Source organism: Achromobacter sp. ISS7, assembly GCF_056523125.1.
This window is the reverse complement of the sequence record NZ_JAWRZD010000001.1, coordinates 3,945,138-3,960,671: the sequence shown is the minus strand read 5'-3', so window position 1 is coordinate 3,960,671 and position 15,534 is coordinate 3,945,138. Positions and strand designations below refer to the sequence as shown.

17 protein-coding genes are annotated in these 15,534 nt (G+C 68.9%); 12 read left to right on the top strand and 5 right to left on the bottom strand.

Features of this window, described 5'->3' with window-relative positions:
- The first annotated feature begins 15 nt into the window (after nt 1-15).
- Both AC1HFW_RS17840 and AC1HFW_RS17835 read left to right on the top strand, forming a co-directional pair.
- Complete coding sequence (locus tag AC1HFW_RS17840) at nt 16-441, top strand: acyl-CoA thioesterase (protein ID WP_006392716.1); 426 nt, start codon at nt 16-18, stop codon at nt 439-441.
- Nucleotides 442-493: 52 nt separating this feature from the next.
- Nucleotides 494-898: a RidA family protein gene (locus tag AC1HFW_RS17835; RefSeq protein ID WP_006388562.1), complete on the top strand. Its 405-nt coding sequence runs from the start codon at nt 494-496 to the stop codon at nt 896-898.
- A gap of 482 nt (nt 899-1,380) precedes the next feature.
- Here AC1HFW_RS17835 and AC1HFW_RS17830 read toward each other — a convergent pair whose 3' ends face one another.
- Nucleotides 1,381-2,367 (bottom strand): AraC family transcriptional regulator, encoded by a 987-nt coding sequence (locus tag AC1HFW_RS17830; RefSeq protein ID WP_006392717.1) that lies wholly within the window; start codon nt 2,365-2,367, stop codon nt 1,381-1,383.
- A 263-nt stretch (nt 2,368-2,630) separates the two neighbouring features.
- Here AC1HFW_RS17830 and AC1HFW_RS17825 point away from each other — a divergent pair, with 263 nt between their 5' ends.
- Genes AC1HFW_RS17825 through AC1HFW_RS17800 form a run of 6 tightly spaced genes read left to right on the top strand, consistent with a single transcriptional unit; the run spans nt 2,631 to nt 8,399 of the window.
- A complete protein-coding gene (locus AC1HFW_RS17825) occupies nt 2,631-3,818 on the top strand; it encodes an ABC transporter substrate-binding protein (RefSeq protein WP_116522996.1) in 1,188 nt (395 codons plus the stop codon).
- Nucleotides 3,819-3,849: 31 nt separating this feature from the next.
- Nucleotides 3,850-5,094, top strand: a complete 1,245-nt coding sequence (locus AC1HFW_RS17820; protein ID WP_006392719.1) for a dienelactone hydrolase family protein — start codon at nt 3,850-3,852, stop codon at nt 5,092-5,094.
- Between the two features lie 9 nt (nt 5,095-5,103).
- On the top strand, nt 5,104-6,447 hold the full coding sequence (locus tag AC1HFW_RS17815; protein ID WP_006392720.1) for an aromatic ring-hydroxylating dioxygenase subunit alpha: 1,344 nt from the start codon (nt 5,104-5,106) through the stop codon (nt 6,445-6,447).
- Nucleotides 6,438-6,971, top strand: coding sequence for an aromatic-ring-hydroxylating dioxygenase subunit beta (locus tag AC1HFW_RS17810; protein WP_006392721.1), 534 nt, complete (start codon nt 6,438-6,440; stop codon nt 6,969-6,971). The genes AC1HFW_RS17815 and AC1HFW_RS17810 overlap by 10 nt, the downstream gene beginning before the upstream one ends.
- Complete coding sequence (locus AC1HFW_RS17805; RefSeq protein WP_241070204.1) at nt 6,968-7,579, top strand: cysteine hydrolase family protein; 612 nt, start codon at nt 6,968-6,970, stop codon at nt 7,577-7,579. The genes AC1HFW_RS17810 and AC1HFW_RS17805 overlap by 4 nt, the downstream gene beginning before the upstream one ends.
- Nucleotides 7,580-7,592: 13 nt before the next feature.
- Nucleotides 7,593-8,399 (top strand): SDR family oxidoreductase, encoded by an 807-nt coding sequence (locus AC1HFW_RS17800; protein WP_479284646.1) that lies wholly within the window; start codon nt 7,593-7,595, stop codon nt 8,397-8,399.
- Nucleotides 8,400-8,526: 127 nt separating this feature from the next.
- Here AC1HFW_RS17800 and AC1HFW_RS17795 read toward each other — a convergent pair whose 3' ends face one another.
- On the bottom strand, nt 8,527-10,245 hold the full coding sequence (locus tag AC1HFW_RS17795; RefSeq protein ID WP_479284644.1) for a DUF342 domain-containing protein: 1,719 nt from the start codon (nt 10,243-10,245) through the stop codon (nt 8,527-8,529).
- Between the two features lie 323 nt (nt 10,246-10,568).
- On the opposite strand from AC1HFW_RS17795, the gene AC1HFW_RS17790 reads away from it, so the two are divergent.
- Nucleotides 10,569-11,309, top strand: a complete 741-nt coding sequence (locus AC1HFW_RS17790; protein WP_238892099.1) for a lytic transglycosylase domain-containing protein — start codon at nt 10,569-10,571, stop codon at nt 11,307-11,309.
- Nucleotides 11,310-11,408: 99 nt separating this feature from the next.
- Here AC1HFW_RS17790 and hemL read toward each other — a convergent pair whose 3' ends face one another.
- From hemL to AC1HFW_RS17775, 3 genes are read right to left on the bottom strand one after another with little or no spacing between them, the layout of a single operon-like run.
- Nucleotides 11,409-12,686: a glutamate-1-semialdehyde 2,1-aminomutase gene (gene hemL, locus AC1HFW_RS17785; RefSeq protein WP_006392726.1), complete on the bottom strand. Its 1,278-nt coding sequence runs from the start codon at nt 12,684-12,686 to the stop codon at nt 11,409-11,411.
- A 5-nt stretch (nt 12,687-12,691) separates the two neighbouring features.
- The gene (gene thiE / locus AC1HFW_RS17780) at nt 12,692-13,357 is read right to left on the bottom strand and encodes a thiamine phosphate synthase (RefSeq protein ID WP_006392727.1); all 666 of its coding nucleotides are present in this window, start codon (nt 13,355-13,357) and stop codon (nt 12,692-12,694) included.
- Nucleotides 13,354-14,163 carry a bifunctional hydroxymethylpyrimidine kinase/phosphomethylpyrimidine kinase gene (locus AC1HFW_RS17775; RefSeq protein WP_085943734.1) on the bottom strand — a complete coding sequence of 270 codons (810 nt, stop codon included), beginning with the start codon at nt 14,161-14,163 and terminating at the stop codon, nt 13,354-13,356. The genes thiE and AC1HFW_RS17775 overlap by 4 nt, the downstream gene beginning before the upstream one ends.
- 155 nt (nt 14,164-14,318) lie before the next feature.
- Here AC1HFW_RS17775 and AC1HFW_RS17770 point away from each other — a divergent pair, with 155 nt between their 5' ends.
- The 3 genes from AC1HFW_RS17770 to ruvX all read left to right on the top strand — a co-directional run bounded on the left by AC1HFW_RS17770 (nt 14,319) and on the right by ruvX (nt 15,529).
- A complete protein-coding gene (locus AC1HFW_RS17770; protein ID WP_003814980.1) occupies nt 14,319-14,483 on the top strand; it encodes a rubredoxin in 165 nt (54 codons plus the stop codon).
- Between the two features lie 61 nt (nt 14,484-14,544).
- A complete protein-coding gene (locus AC1HFW_RS17765; protein WP_006392729.1) occupies nt 14,545-15,135 on the top strand; it encodes a YqgE/AlgH family protein in 591 nt (196 codons plus the stop codon).
- Nucleotides 15,128-15,529 carry a Holliday junction resolvase RuvX gene (gene ruvX, locus AC1HFW_RS17760; protein WP_006392730.1) on the top strand — a complete coding sequence of 134 codons (402 nt, stop codon included), beginning with the start codon at nt 15,128-15,130 and terminating at the stop codon, nt 15,527-15,529. The genes AC1HFW_RS17765 and ruvX overlap by 8 nt, the downstream gene beginning before the upstream one ends.
- Nucleotides 15,530-15,534 lie beyond the last annotated feature (5 nt).

Genomic DNA, 15,534 nt, shown 5'->3' with positions numbered 1-15,534 from the left:
CATCAAGGAAATTCCATGGCAGCTCCATTCGTCAGCCAGGTTGAAGTCCGCTTCCGTCATTGCGACCCGGCGGGCATCGTTTTCTATCCTCGCTATTTCGAGATGATCAATGACTTTGTCGAGGAGTGGTTCGACAAGGGCATGGGGTTGCCATTCCACGCGCTGCACGTGGATCGCCACATCGGCACGCCGATGGCGTCGGTGACGTGCGACTTCAGCGCGCCGAGCCGCTGGCACGAGAAGCTGCGGCAGACGCTGCAGGTGCAGCGCATTGGCGGCGCGTCGTTCAAGGCGCTGGTGCGGTTCGAAGGCCCGGACGGGCAATTGCGCTTGTCGGCGACGTTGACGATCGTGACGGTGGATCTGCGGACGATGAAGTCGATGCCGCTGCCGGCGGATCTGCGCGAGCGCATGCAGGATTATCTGGTCGCCGCCGAGTGAGTTCGGCGGTGGTCGCCCTGGTGTTTGTTTTTTGATAATAGGATGAGACGTTATGAAGATTCTGCAACCGCCGGATTGGATGGCGCCGCGGGGCTATTCGAATGGGATCCTGACCGAGATGACGGTGGGGAGCAAGCTGGTGTTCGTGGGCGGGCAGGTGGGCTGGAACGGGCAGCAGCAGTTCGAGTCGGATGACCTGGCCGATCAGGTGCGGCAGACGTTGGCGAACATCGTGGCGATTCTTGCCGAGGGTGGGGCCAGGCCGGAGCATATCGTTCGGATGACGTGGTATGTGACGGACAAGGATGCGTATGTGGCGGCTTATCCGGAGATCGGGAAGCATTACCGGGAGTTGATCGGAAGGCATTTTCCGGCGATGACGGCGGTGGAGGTGGCGGATCTGGTGGAGGATCGGGCGAAGGTGGAGATTGAAGTTACGGCGGTGGTGCCGGCTTGAATGGGGGCCGGCCTGGCGTGTTGATGCGCTGGGTTGGGTTCTTGAGCCGCGGGTGACGGGGCAGGCGGGGGATGGCGGGGCTACGATTGCGGTCCGGAGCCTTCGCTCCGGACTGCCCCTTCCTCATCTTCGTCACAGCCTTCGGCTGTTCCTTCAGATTCCCTCGGGCGCATCTACACGCCCCGCCATCCCCCACCTGCCCCGTCACCCGCTCACGATGAGAATTAATGGCGGATGCCGGGGCGGGTGGGGTTCTTGGCGTTCTTGCCGGCGGTGATTCTGGTTCAGAGCGGTTTGCGGGGGCCGCTTCAAGGCGGCCGCGCGGGCGGCCTTTTGAAGCTTACTTGGGGTCTTGCGGGGGCGGATGACGCTGCGCGCTGGCGGTGGTTGCGTTATCACGTATGTGTGGGTTCAACTACTTTAGTGGTTATGGGCCTGTGGCTGCGGGGGTTGGCGCATGGCGCCAGAATTGTCCGGTCTATCTATTTGGCGGACTGGAACGTTTCTCGGGGGAGTTCGCCGAAGCGGTCGCGGTAGTACTCGGAGAAGCGGCCCAGGTGGCTGATGCCTACGGAGACGGCGACCTCGGTCACGCTTTCGCAGGCGCCTTGTTGCAGCTTTTCGCGGGCGGCGTCCAGGCGCAGGACGCGTAGCGCCTGCATGGGGGTGGTTTCGCGGTGTTGTTGGAACAGGCGCGTCAGCGCGCTGGGGCTGGCGCCGGCGCCGCGGGCGATGTCGGTGAGGGTCAGGGGGGCCGACAGGTGGGCGCGCATGTAGGCTTCGGCCTGGGTGATGCGGCGGGGCAGGGCGGGGGCCAGGCCGGCGTGGCGTTGCCAGGTGTTGGGCTGGTTGTAGAGCAGGTGCAGAAGCAGCGTGTCTTCCAGGTGTTCCAGCCAGGCGGCGGGTGGGCGGGGGGCGCCGTCGTCCAGGGTGGGCAGCAGGTGGATCAGGCTGGTCATCATGCTGCGCCAGGCGGCGCCGACGGGGGTGTCCAGGCGCAGGGCGGGGCTGAAGTCCAGGGGGCGGGCGGCGGCGTCGCCGAAGATGCGGTGGCCGATGGCCTCGAGCTTGCCGCGCGGGATCTTCAGCAGCAGTTGCTCGCAGCCGGCTTCCCAGTGCAGCTTCAGGGCGCGGTTGGGGGCGATGACGGCGGCGCAGTCGGGGTGGGCGTCGACGCAGTCGGTGCCGCATTCGATGCGGGCGCGGCCGCGTAGCGGCACCTGCACCAGCATGAAGTCCTGCAGGCGGTCGGGTTCGATGTGGACTTCGGCGCCGTAGCGCAGCGTACAGACGCTCAGGGTGCCGAAGCGGGCGCGGTTCAGCTCGGCGTCGACGCGGCCGCCCTTCCAGGTCAGGCGGTGGTCCTTGAGCGCTTCGGAGACGCGCTCGCGGGTTTCGGCCGGCTGGGTGGAACTGAAGACGCGTCGTTTGAGCAATGGCGCCAGCTCGATGCGGGACCAGCCGTGCATGGATGCCTCCGGGACGGGAACGCTCCCGTATCGCCATCGAGCGTAATGCAATCGTCAAGCGTTGGGAATTAAGTGAATCCCGGATAGGCGTGGGCCGATTCGGATAGAGCCGCGCGCCCGGCCGCCCTAAGCTGGGGGTTGTTGGAAGGCGGCGCCGTGGCGCGTAAGCTGGCAGTTTTCATCGGTGGCTGGGTGTACCGACGGCAGACGGATTCTGTCAGCATCGCGCCGGCGGCGCCGGCGGACACGAAACGGGGTGGCTCATGAATGGAAAGCGATGGGGCCGGCGCGCGCTGGCGACGCTGGTTTCGGTGGCCTGTATGACGGCCGCGGCCGGCGCATCGGCCGCGGACAAGATCAAGGTCGGCCTATTGACCACGCTGTCGGGGCCGGGCGCCGCGCTGGGCAACGAGATCCGCGACGGCTTCAATCTCGCGCTGCAGCATACCGGCGGCAAGCTGGGCGGCCTGCCGGCCGAGGTGGTGGTGGCCGATGACCAGCAGAAGGCCGATGCCGGACGCCAGGCGGTCGAGCGCCTGCTCAAGCGCGACAAGGTCGACGTCATGACGGGCATCGTGTTTTCCAACGTGCTGCTGCCGGTGATGCCGGCCATCCTGCAGTCGGGCACGATCTACCTGAGCACCAATACCGGCCCCGAAAACTATGCCGGCGCCGGCTGCAATCCGAATTTCTTCGCGGTCGCCTGGCAGAACGAGGACATCCCCGCGGCCATGGGCAAGTACGCCGCCGACCAGGGCTTCAAGCGGGTGGCGCTGATCGCGCCGGACTATCCGGGCGGACGCGAATCGCTCAACGGCTTCAAGCGCCTGTACAAGGGCGGCTTGTCGGAAGAGATCTACACCCAGCTGGGCCAGCTCGACTATGGCGTCGAGATCACGCGGCTGCGCGCCAGCAAGCCGGACGCCGTGTTCTTCTTCCTGCCCGGCGGCATGGGCGTGAATTTCATCAAGCAGTTCAACGGCGCCGGCCTGGGCAAGGAGATCGCGCTGCTGGCGCCGGGCTTCTCGGGCGACGAGGACACCATCGCCGCGGTGGGGGCGCCGATCGAGGGCCTGCACAACTCGTCGCAATGGGCCGCCGACCTGGACAACGCCGCCAACCGCAAGTTCGTCGAGGACTTCAGGAAGACCTACAACCGCACCCCCACGCTGTACGCCTCGCAGGGCTACGACGCCGCCATGCTGCTGGACAGCGCGGTCAGGCAGACCGGCGGCAAGCTGGGCGCCGACGCGCTGCGTCCGGCCCTGCGCCGCGCCGATTTCAAGTCGGTGCGCGGCGACTTCACCTTCAATCGCAACCAGTACCCGATCCAGAACTACTACCTGCGCACCATCGTCAAGGGCGCGGACGGCAAGCTGGCCAACAAGCTGTCGGGCACGGTGCTGACGCAGTACCACGACCCTTTCGCCGCCGCCTGCCAGATGAAGTAGGCATGGCGACGCACGCATCAAGGAGAGACGCATGACCGCAACCATCACGACGCGCGAGGTGACCATCGCCTCGCACGACGGCAAATCATTCAGCGCTTACCTGGCCGTGCCCGCCTCGGGCCACGGACCCGGGCTGGTGCTGTGCCAGGAAATCTTCGGCATCAACGACTTCATGCGCCGCACCGCGCAGTCGCTGGCCGAGGAAGGCTACGTGGTGCTGGCGCCGGACCTGTTCTGGCGCCAGCAGCCCGGCATCCAGCTGACCGACGGCCCGGCCGACATGCCGCGCGCCTTCGAGCTGTACCAGCGCTTCGACGTCGAGCAGGGCGTCAAGGACATCGCCTCGACCCTGGCCGCGCTGCGCGCGCTGCCCGAGCAGCAGGGCGGCGCCGGCGTGCTGGGCTATTGCCTGGGCGGCAAGCTGGCCTACCTGGCCGCCTGCCGCACGGATGCCGACGTGGCCATCGGCTACTACGGCGTGGGCATCGAGGACAGCCTGGAAGAGGCCGCCAACCTGCGCGGCCGGCTGGTGCTGCACATCGCCGAGCAGGACGGCTTCTGTCCGCCGCCGGCGCGCCAGCGCATCCTGGAAGCGCTGGGCGGCAAGGCCAACGTCGAGCTGTACGTCTATCCCGGCATGGACCACGCCTTTGCCCGCACCGGCGGCGCGCACTACGACAAGCCGTCGGCGCTGATGGCGCACCAGCGCAGCATGGCCGCGCTGCAACGCGTGATCGGCCCGCAGTTCGATTATTCGTATCTGTGGGACAAGCACTGCGAATACGAATTCGGCACTCGCGACGTGGCCGCGACCATGGCCACCATGGTGGCCGAGCCCTACGTCAACCACATTCCCACCATGACGGGCGGGGTCGGCTATCGCGAGCTGTCGCGCTTCTACCAGCACCACTTCGTCAACAGCAACCCGCCCGACACCAAGCTGGTGCCGCTGTCGCGCACGGTGGGCGCGACGCAGATCGTCGACGAGCTGCTGTTCTGCTTCACCCACACCACCGAGATCGACTGGCTGCTGCCTGGCGTCGCGCCGACCGGCAAGTACGTCGAGATTCCGCTGGTGGCCATCGTCAAGTTCCGCGGCGACAAGCTCTGCCACGAACATATCTATTGGGACCAGGCCAGCGTGTTGGTGCAGATCGGCGTGCTCGATCCCAAGGGCCTGCCGGTGGCCGGGCGCGAGACCGCGCAGAAGCTGCTGGACGAGACCCTGCCTTCCAACACCCTGATGGCGCGCTGGAAAGACAGCGAGAACAAGTAGGAGACCGCCATGCCGTATAGCGATCAACAATTGGGCCAGATGGTGCGCGGCGACAGCGTGCACCGCGCCCTGTACACCGACCCGGCGATCTTCGAGCTGGAGATGCAGCGCATCTACGGCCGCGCCTGGGTCTACGTCGGCCACGAAAGCCAGGTGCCCAAGACCGGCGACTATCACACCACGCGCCTGGGCGACCAGGACGTGCTGATGGTGCGCGCCAGCGACGGCCGCGTGCACGTGCTGTACAACCGCTGCCCGCACAAGGGTGCCAAGGTGGTGGCGGACGGCGACGGCTGCGTCGGCAAGTTCTTCCGTTGCCCGTACCACGCCTGGACCTTCAAGCTCGACGGCAGCCATCTCGGCGTGCCGCTCAAGCAGGGGCTGGAAGGCACCTCCTACGATCCCACCGATCCCAGCTTCTCCATGCGCCGCCTGCCGCGCGTGGAAAGCTACCGCGGCTTCGTCTTCGCCAGCCAGGCCCGCGACGGCCAGGGCCTGGAGGAATTCCTGGGCGGCGTGCGCTCGTCGATCGACAACCTGTGCGACCGTTCGCCGGTGGGCGAGGTGGAAGTGGCCGGCGGCATCTTCCGCGTGATGCAACGTTCGAACTGGAAGGTGTTCTACGAGAACCTGCACGACACCATGCATGCCCGCGTGACGCACGAATCGTCCTTTGCCGCCGCCCGCGACGAGGCCAAGGAAATCGGCGAGATGCCGTTCGAGCTGCACATCATGGACGGCAACGGCGAGCCCTACGAGTTCTGGGAAAAGCTGGAGCTGCGCGCCTACGACAACGGCCACGGCTACATGGAAGGCATCTTCAACCCCGGCGCGGCCGAGCGCGACCCGGTGTCGCGCGCCCACTTCGAGGCGCTGACCACGGCCTACGGCGCCGACCGCGCCCGCGAGATCCTCGGCATGAACCGCCACAACACCGTCATCTACGGCAGCGGCTCGCCCCACACCGTGTTCCAGCAGTTCCGCGTGATCCGCCCGATCGCCGTCGACCGCACCCTGATCGAGATCCAGACGTTCCGCTGCAAGGGCGCGCCGGACGGCGTGTTCAAGCGCGCCATGCTGTACGCCAACGTGATCAATTCGCCGTCGTCCAACGTCATGCCGGACGACATCGAGCTCTACAACCGCTGCCAGGAAGGCAACGCCACCCGTGGCGGCGAATGGGTCAGCATGCACCGCTACCACGGCACCGACCGCAGCGATGCCGACGGCATGGTGTCGGTCAACGGCACTAGCGAGCTGCCGATGCGCAACCAGTTCCGCGCCTGGAAGCACTACATGGAGGCCGGCCCCGTGGCGCCCGCCCACGGCCAAGGAGAAGGCGCATGCTGCTAGACCTGGAATTCGACGTATCCACCGCCAACCTGGCGCCGGCCGACGTGCCGGCCGAGGCCTACCACCGCATCGCCCAGTTCCTGTACCGCGAGGCGCGGCTGCTGGACGAGCGCCGCTACGACGACTGGCAGTCGCTGTGGACCGATGACGGCATGTACTGGATGCCGCGCGAGCCGGGCCAGGCCAGCCCCTACGACCATATCTCGCTGTTCTGGGAAGACCGCATGCTGCGCGACGTGCGCATCCGCCGGCTGGAACACCCGCGCAACTGGTCGCAGCAGCCGCCCACGCGCAGCGTGCGGCTGGTGGGCGGGGTGCAGGTCGAGGGCGTGGACGCCAGCGGCAACCTGGTGGTGCACTCGGCGTTCCAGATGACCGAATGGCGCAAGCGCCAGCCGCGCCAGCTGGCCGGCCGCTACACCCACAAGCTGGCGGCCGACGGCGACGGCTGGCGCATCCGCATGAAGCGCGTGGACCTGGTGAACTGCGACGACGCCCACGATGTGTTCGAGGTGTTCGTGTGAACGCGCCCGACGCCGCGGTGCTGGCGCTGCACTACCAGAACGACGTGCTGCATCCCGAGGGCAAGATCCGCGTCGGGCTGGACGCCGACGGCGCGGTGCGCCAGCGCCTGCTGCACGGCGCGGCGGCGCTGCTCGACGGCGCCCGCGGCCACGGCCTGCCGATCGTGCACGTGCGCATCGCCTTCCGCCCGGACTATGCCGACCTGCTGCCCAACTGCGACATCTTCCGCAACGTCGCCAGCATCGGCGCCGTGGCCGAGGGGCAGTGGGGCAGCGCCTTCTACGAAGGCCTGCAACCGCTGGCCGGCAGTCCGCGCGAGTTCGTCGTCAAGCACACCCGCATCAGCGCCTTCTACGGCACGCCGCTGGAAGAGACGCTGCGGCTGCTGGGCGCGCGCCGGCTGGTGGTGGCGGGCGTGGCGACGCATTCGGTGGTCGAGGGCACCGTGCGGCACGCCGCCGATATCGGTTTCAATGTCATGGTGGCCGAAGACGCGTGCGCCTCGGCGGACCCGGCGGTGCACGACGCCTCGCTGGCCAGCATGCGGCTGATCGCGCAGACCGGCTCGGTGGCGCAGGCCATGCACTGGGCCGCCGCGCCTCATTGATCAAGGACAGTTCATGGATTTCTCAGGCTTTCCCGGCTTGGCCGGCAAGACCGCCATCGTCACCGGCAGTACCCAGGGGCTGGGCGCAGACATCGCGCGCGGCCTGGCCGCGGCCGGCGCCAATGTGGTGCTGGTGGGACGCAATGCCGCGGCGGGCCAGGCGCTGGCCGACGCCATCGGCGCCGCGGCGCTGTTCCAGGAAACCGACATCGGCCAGGACGACCAGATCCGGCAATGCCTGGACGCCGCGCAGGCGCGCTTCGGACGGGTCGACATCCTGGTGAACAACGCCTGCCAGTACAACGACCGCGGGCTGGCCTCGAGCCGCGAGGAATGGCACGGCACGCTCGATACCAACCTGGTGTCGGCCGCGATCTTCACGCAGATGGCGGCGCCGCTGCTGCCGCGCGGCGGCGTGGTGGTCAACCTGGGCAGCACCGGCGGCAAGTTCGGCGCGGCCGGACGCGCGCTGTATCCGGCCTCCAAGGCCGCCTTGCTGCAGATCACCAAGAACTTCGCGGTGGAACTGGCGCCGGCCGGCATCCGCGTGCTGGCGGTGTCGCCGGCCTGGACCTGGTCGCCGTCGGTGGAGCAGCTGGCGGGCGGCTCGCGCGAGGCCGCCGATGCGGTGGGCGCGCACTTCCATCCGCTGGGCCGGGTCGGCTCGGGCGAGGAGATCGCCGCGGCGGTGTGCTTCGCCTGCTCGGACGCGGCGTCATGGATGACGGGCGTGGATATCCCGGTGGACGGCGGATTCTCGATCCTGGGGCCGGACCGCGGCATTTCGCCGCGCGCCTGGTTCAAGCAGCTGGCGCCCTGAGGCGGGTCGCCGGCCGGGGCGGCCGCGGATCTTCCGGATGGCCGGGCAGGCCCGGCATCGCGGCGTGATGGCGGCGCGGGGCGTGATGCCTGGGCAAGGGGGCGCGTTGGCCCCCCGTGGCGCCGGCTCAGCGGATGACGATCTCGCCTTCTTCCAGGCCGGCCTTGCCGCCCACCTGGTCTTCCAGGAACTCCTGCATCCGGTTGCCCACCTGGATCTTGGTGCCGCCGCAGAAGCGCCGCGCCGCGATGATGGTGGCGTTGTGCAGCGGTTGCAGGTCGCGGATCAGCTGGGCCTCTTCCTCGTCCAGCTCGATCAGGTCGCGGCCCAGCTTGGTGTGGGTGTTGCGGGCGCGCTCGACCACGTCGCCAGCGGCCCGGCCGGGGTTGGCGTGCAGGAACAGCAGCAGTTGTTCCAGCTTGGCCTTTTCCTCGTTCATCTTCAGGCGCTTGCGCGTCAGCGCCGAACGCTTGATGTCGGCATGCGGATCGAGCCCGGCCTGCACCAGCGTGGGCACGCCGGCCGGCGAACCGATGGTGCCGGCGCGCACCGATTGCAGGGCGCGGGTCTGGCCGCCGGTGATGGCGGTCTGCTGGGTGTTGGGCGCGCCGACGTTGACGCTGCCGCCCGCCGCGATGCTGCTCTGGCGGATCTCGCGTTCCACTTCCACGTTCTGCCCGGCGCTGATGATGGCGTTGGCGATGAAGCGGGCCCGCACTTCGCCGCCACAGACGATGTGGGCGGTGCGCGCGGCGGCGTCGCTGGCGCTGTCCTGCATCGCCTCGGCCATGCCGATGATGCCGCCCTTGACCGTGACGTTGCCGCCGGCCTCGACCAGCGCGGCTTCCATGGTGCCGTTGACGACCACGTCGCCGGTCACGCGCACTTCCATGGTGGCGCTGATGTCGCCGCGCACCTGCAGCGAGCCCTGGAAGTTGATGTTGCCGGTGGACAGGTCGACCGCGTCGACCTCGACCACCGGATTGACCTGCGCGCCCTGGTGGATCAGCTTGGGCGAGCCGGCGATGGCGGCGCGCAGCAGGTTGGGGTCTTCCGGGTCGATCTCGACGCCGGACATCTCGGCGTTGAACGGCGTGTCCGGCAGTTCATCGGGCAGCACCGGCTGGCCCAGCACGTTGCAACCGTCGATGCCGGGCAGCGGCGGGATGCGGCGCATCAGCGGCATGCCGGGCGTCACCAGCAGCAGGCTGCCCAGGTCGCGGTAGTCGATCTGCGCCAGTTCGTCGATTTCCTGGGCGCGCGGCTTCAGGCGGTCCAGCAGGCTTTCGAAACGGGTGGGGGTGCCGCGCGTGGGCGGCGTGCCCTGCGCGATCAGCACGGTCTGCGCGCCGCCGCGTTCGAGGGCCTCGGCCAGTTCCTTTTCCAACACGCCGTGGACGATGCCCTGGTCGGCGATGGCCTGGCGCAGCACGGGCAGGCTCACCGGCTTGCCGCCCTTGGGCGGATGCAGGGTGACCAGGGCCGACATGCAGGCGGCGTCCACTTCCAGGTCGAACGAGCCGTCGATCAGCTTGCCTACCGGCACCTGCACGGGCTCGGTGGCCTGGCGGCACAGGTCGATGAAGGCGATGACGGCGTGGTTGTCCAGCGCCTCGGTCGACCAGCCCTGGGCGGTGGCCATGGCGGCGAGGCTGTCCCAGCTGGGCAGGTCGGCGGCCGGCGTGGCGGGGGCTTCGGCCTGCGGGGAATCGGCCGGCGGGGCGCCGTCGGCCGCAGCGTCGACCGGGGCGGCATCGGTCTGCGGCGCAGGTGGCGGCGAGTAAATCGCCGTCAGGACGTTGGTAGTGGCATCCAGCACCAGCTGGAGCGTGTTGTCTGCGCCCATCTCCGCCTCCCGCCCGGCAGTTGGCGCCGGGTTCCATTCATTTAGTAATTAAACGAAATATTGCGACATATGTTAACCCAGGAACCCCGAGCTACTGCGTAGTAGTACGGGGAGGATGGAGATAAAAGATGTAGATCAGACCTAGATCAGACCCTTATTACAGCGACACATCTGCCAGGCCACGCGGGCGGCAATGGACCGGGGCACCGATGGCGTCCCGCCGGGCCGGGTACTAGGGCATAGGCACGAGCGACAAAGCCGGCGCGCCGGCTCAGCATAGGCGTTCGATTCCCCGTCCCTGGACGCGCCGGAGCGCCTTTCCCATGTTCCGACTCCTTTCCCATCCGCCCGCCCGGCCGCGCGCCGCGCGGACGCTCCTGGCCGGCCTGGCGGTGGCGGCGATGCTGGCCGCCGGCGCGCTGCTGCCCACGGACGCCGCGCGGGCCACCGAGGTCTACCGTTACAAAGACCCGTTCGGCGTCTGGCGCGCCATGAAGGTGCCCAACGGCTACGCCAAGTATTACAAGCGCGCCCAGGTCCGCACCGCGCTGCGCGGCTCGCGCATCAAGGTCTGCCTGGATTGCGAGCCGCGCGCGGGTGACGGCGCCAGCCTGCTGACCCTGGGCGACCGCGCCGCGCGCTGGGGCTCGGCGCCGCCGTCCACCGCGCATGACGAACTGATCGCGCAGGCGGCCAGGGACTCAGGGGTGGACCGGGCCTTGCTGACCGCGGTCATCGCGGTGGAATCGGGCTTTCGCAGCGACGCGCGCTCGCCCAAGGGGGCGCTGGGCCTGATGCAGCTGATGCCGGCGACGGCGGCGACCCTGCTGGTCGCGGACGACATCGAGCGGGCGCTGGTGGACCCGGCCACCAACGTCAAGGCCGGTTCGAGCCTGCTGCGCCGCCTGATCGACCAGTACCCCAACCGCCTGGACCTGGCGCTGGCCGCCTACAACGCGGGCGAGGGCGCGGTGCGCAAGTACGACGCGGTGCCGCCCTATGCCGAGACCCAGCAGTACGTGCGCAACGTCACGGCGCTGTACCAGCAATACAAGACCCCCTAGGGGCAGACGCAAAAACGCCCTGGGAGCCGCTTTCGGGCCGCCAGGGCGCATGGACTTGGGCGACGGGGTCAGCGGTCTGGCGGCCGCCCCGCGCGGCGCTCAGATCGTCGCGAAGACTTTCTCGGCGATATCCAGCGTGGCCTGGATGACGGCGTCGTCGTGGGTGGCCGAGACGAAGCCGGCTTCGAAGGCCGACGGCGCGAAATGCACGCCGTGGTCCAGCATGGCGTGGAAGAAGCGGTTGAAGCGCGCCGTGTCGCAGGCCGAGACCTCGGCGAACGTGGCCGGCACCTTGTCGCTGAAGTAAAGGCCGAACATGCCGCCGACCGAGTCGGCCGAGAACGGCAGGCCGGCGGCGCGGGCGCGTTCCTGCAGGCCCTGTGCCAGCTTGGCGGTCTGCGCCGCCAGCTTGTCGTAGAAGCCGGGGGCGGCGATCAGGCGCAGCGTGGCCAGGCCGGCGGCTACGGCCACCGGGTTGCCCGACAGCGTGCCCGCCTGGTAGACGCCGCCCAGCGGCGCGATGTGTTTCATGATCTCGGCGCTGCCGCCGAAGGCGCCCACCGGCATGCCGCCGCCGATCACCTTGGCCAGCGTGGTTAGGTCGGGCTTGACGCCCGACAGGCCCTGCACGCCCTGTGGGCCGACGCGGAAACCGGTCATGACCTCGTCGAAGATCAGCAGCGCGCCGTGCTGCGTGCAGACCTCGCGCAGCCCTTCCAGGAAGCCGGCGGCCGGCTTGATCAGGTTCATGTTGCCGGCGATCGGCTCGACGATGATGCAGGCGATGTCGGCGCCGTGCTGGGCGAAGGCCTCGCGCACCGCGTCCAGGTTGTTGTATTCCAGGGTCAGCGTGTGCGAGACGAACTCGGGCGGCACGCCGGCCGAGCTGGGGTTGCCGAAGGTCAGCAGGCCCGAGCCGGCCTTGACCAGCAGGCTGTCGGAGTGGCCGTGGTAGCAGCCCTCGAACTTGACGATCTTGTTGCGGCCGGTGGCGCCGCGCGCCAGGCGGATGGCCGTCATGGTGGCCTCGGTGCCGGAGCTGACCAGGCGCACCTGTTCCAGCGACGGCAGGCGCGCGATCAGCGTTTCGGCCAGTTCGATCTCGGCCTCGGTGGGGGCGCCGAACGACAGGCCGTTGACGGCCGCTTCCTGCACCGCGCGCACCACTTCGGGATGCGAGTGGCCCAGGATGGCCGGGCCCCAGGAGCCGACGTAGTCGATGTACTGCTTGTCTTCGGCGTCCCAGACGTACGGGCCCTGCGCGCGCTTGATGAAGCGCGGCGTGCCGCCCACGGAGCGGAAGGCGCGCACGGGCGAGTTGACGCCGCCGGGGATGCTGCGGCTGGCGCGTTCGAAAAGCTGAGCGTTACGGGACATGGCGATCAAGGCTTCAGGTTGCGGTTGATGGAGTAGGGCGCGGCGCAGGCCGCGGCGGCGGCGCGGATCGCGGGCGCCTCGAACAGGCCGGTGATGACGGCGATCGAGTCGGCGCCGGCGGCGGCCACCAGGGCCGCGTTCTCGGGCGTGATGCCGCCGATGGCGACCACCGCGGGTCGCGGCGCGTCGCGTTCCTCGACCAGGGCGCGGGCCTCGGTCAGCACCGACAGCGGCGCGCGCACGGTGTCCGGCTTGACGCGCGAGGGGAACATGGCGCCGAAGGCGATGTAGTCGGCGCCGGCGTCGAGCAGCTCGCGGGCGCGGGCTAGGTCGTCGTAGCTGGAGCCGCCCAGGATCAGGTCGGGGCCGGCCTCGGCGCGGATGCGGGCCAGGCTGTCGTCGTCGCGGCCGACGTGGGCGCCGTCGGCGCCGACCTCGAGCGCCAGGCGCCAGTCGTCATTGATGAGGAACACCACGCCCAGTTCGCGGCACAGCGGCGCCAGGGCGCGCGCCTGCTCGGCGCGCACCGCGTCGGGCACGTCCTTGCGGCGCAACTGCAGCGCGCGCATGCCGCCGTCGGCGGCCTGGCGCACCGCGCGCACCAGGCGCTCGGTGTCGTCCCATTCGGGGGTCACGCCGTACAGGCCGGCGGGGAATCGCAAGGCTTTCATTGCGGCTGGATCCGGTTGGGGATGCGCCGGCCCATGCCCGGCAGGAAACTGGCGGCGACCGCCGCATCGGCGTGGGCCAGGCCCTGGCGCACGGCCTCGGGCATGTCCAGTCCGCGCGCCAGCAGGGCGGTGATGGCGGTGGCGGCCAGGCCGCCGGCGTCGCCGTTGCGGTCCGGGGGCGCCTGCCAGGGCAGGGTGGTGGTCTGGCCGTTGGGCCCCAGCAGCACGTTGGCGTGGTGGCCGGGCCGCTGCGGGCTGCCTAGCACCAGCACCCATTCGGCGCCGGCGGCGACCAGGGCGTGCATCGGCGACGGTGCGTCCCCGATATCAATGTCGCCATCGGCGTGCCATTGCGCCAGCCGCAGGTGCTCGACGATCAGCAGGTCGGTCTGCGGCAGCACCAGTTCGAGGATGGCGGCCAGCAGGTCGTCGGCGTCGTCCTCGTCGGCGGCGTCGGCCGGCACCTGGGCGCGCTGGCCCAGGTGCAGCACCAGCGGCACCTGGCTGTAATCCGCCGCAACTTGCGCGGCGACGCTTGCCGTTTCGGCGGTGTATAGTCCGCCCACCTTGATTGCCTGTACGGACATGTCCTCGAGCAGGCAGCGTGCCTGGTCGTCCAGCAGGTCGGGTGAAACGGGATGGATTTCTTCGATGCCGGCGGTATCCTGCACGGTCAGCGCCGTGACGGCCGCCAAGCCATGACAGCCCAGGCGGGCGCAGGTCACGGCGTCCGCGGGCAAACCGTCTGCGCCCGAGGGATCGAGCGGACCGAAGACCAAAACGAGAGGGGGAGTAACGGGGGCCACGTGGACAGCGCTAGAGTAAGGGTGCCCGGACTCATTTGCGGAGAATCAGGGGAACCCCTATTGGGTTTCGGTAAGATTGTCCCCATTCTAATGGATGCCTCCCGCCTTTGCCCCGTCGCGGGGACAACGGCAGGGAATTGATGTAAGAGAGAACTATGCGTACTTGGATGTGTCTGATTTGTGGCTGGGTCTACGACGAAGAGGCTGGCCTGCCCGACGAAGGCATCGCGCCCGGCACCCGCTGGGAAGATGTGCCGCCGAACTGGGTCTGTCCTGAATGCGGCGCCCGCAAAGAGGACTTCGAACTGATGGAAATCTGACGCGCAGCGCCGTCGTCTTCCGCCAAGGCGGTTCTATCCGACTACCCACAGAGGGGTTGCCATGACGGAAAAACACCACGAAGAGGCCTCCACGCAGCAGGCCGCCAACTTCGCCAACCAGTTCCTGATCGCCATGCCGGGCATGGTCGAAGGCAGCCTGGCCGGCTCGGTGATCTACATCTGCGAGCACACCGAGCGTGGCGCATTGGGCCTGGTCATCAACCGGCCCACCGACCTGACCCTGGGCACGCTGTTCGAGCGCATCGACCTGACGCTCGAGATCGGCCCGGTCAAGGACACGCTGGTGTTCTTCGGCGGTCCGGTGCAGACCGACCGCGGCTTCGTGCTGCACGCGCCCGCCGGCGACTACAGCTCCAGCATCAAGCTCGGCGCCATGGCCCTGACCACCTCGCGCGACGTGCTGCAAGCGGTGGCCGACGGCAACGGGCCCGCCCGCATGCTGGTCACGCTGGGCTACGCCGGCTGGGGCGCCGGCCAGCTCGAAAGCGAAATGGGCCAGAACGCCTGGCTGTCGGTCGGCGCCGACGACCACATCATCTTCGACGTGCCGCCCGAGGATCGCTACCCCGCCGCGCTCAAGCTGCTGGGCATCGATCCCGTGATGCTGGCCGGCGACGCGGGCCATGCCTGAAGAGACCCTGCTGGCATTCGATTTCGGCGAGAAGAAAATCGGCGTGGCCATCGGCAACACGCTGACCGGCCACGCGCGGCCGCTGGAAATCATCTTCAGCGAGGTGCGCGACGTGCGCTTCGCGCGTATCGAGGCGCTGCTGCGGGAATGGCAGCCGCATCGCGTGGTGGTCGGCCTGGCGCTCGACGCCGACGGCGGCGAGCAGCCCGCCACGGCGCGCTGCCGCCGCTTCGCCAACCAGCTGCACGGCCGCTTCGGCATCGCGGTGGAGCTGGTCGACGAGCGCGGCTCCAGCATGGAGGCCCAGCGCCTGCTGGGCACGCACGCGGCCGACGACGCGATGGCGGCCGCCGTCATCCTGCAACGCTACCTGGACAAGCCGCCGGCGCCCTGACGCCG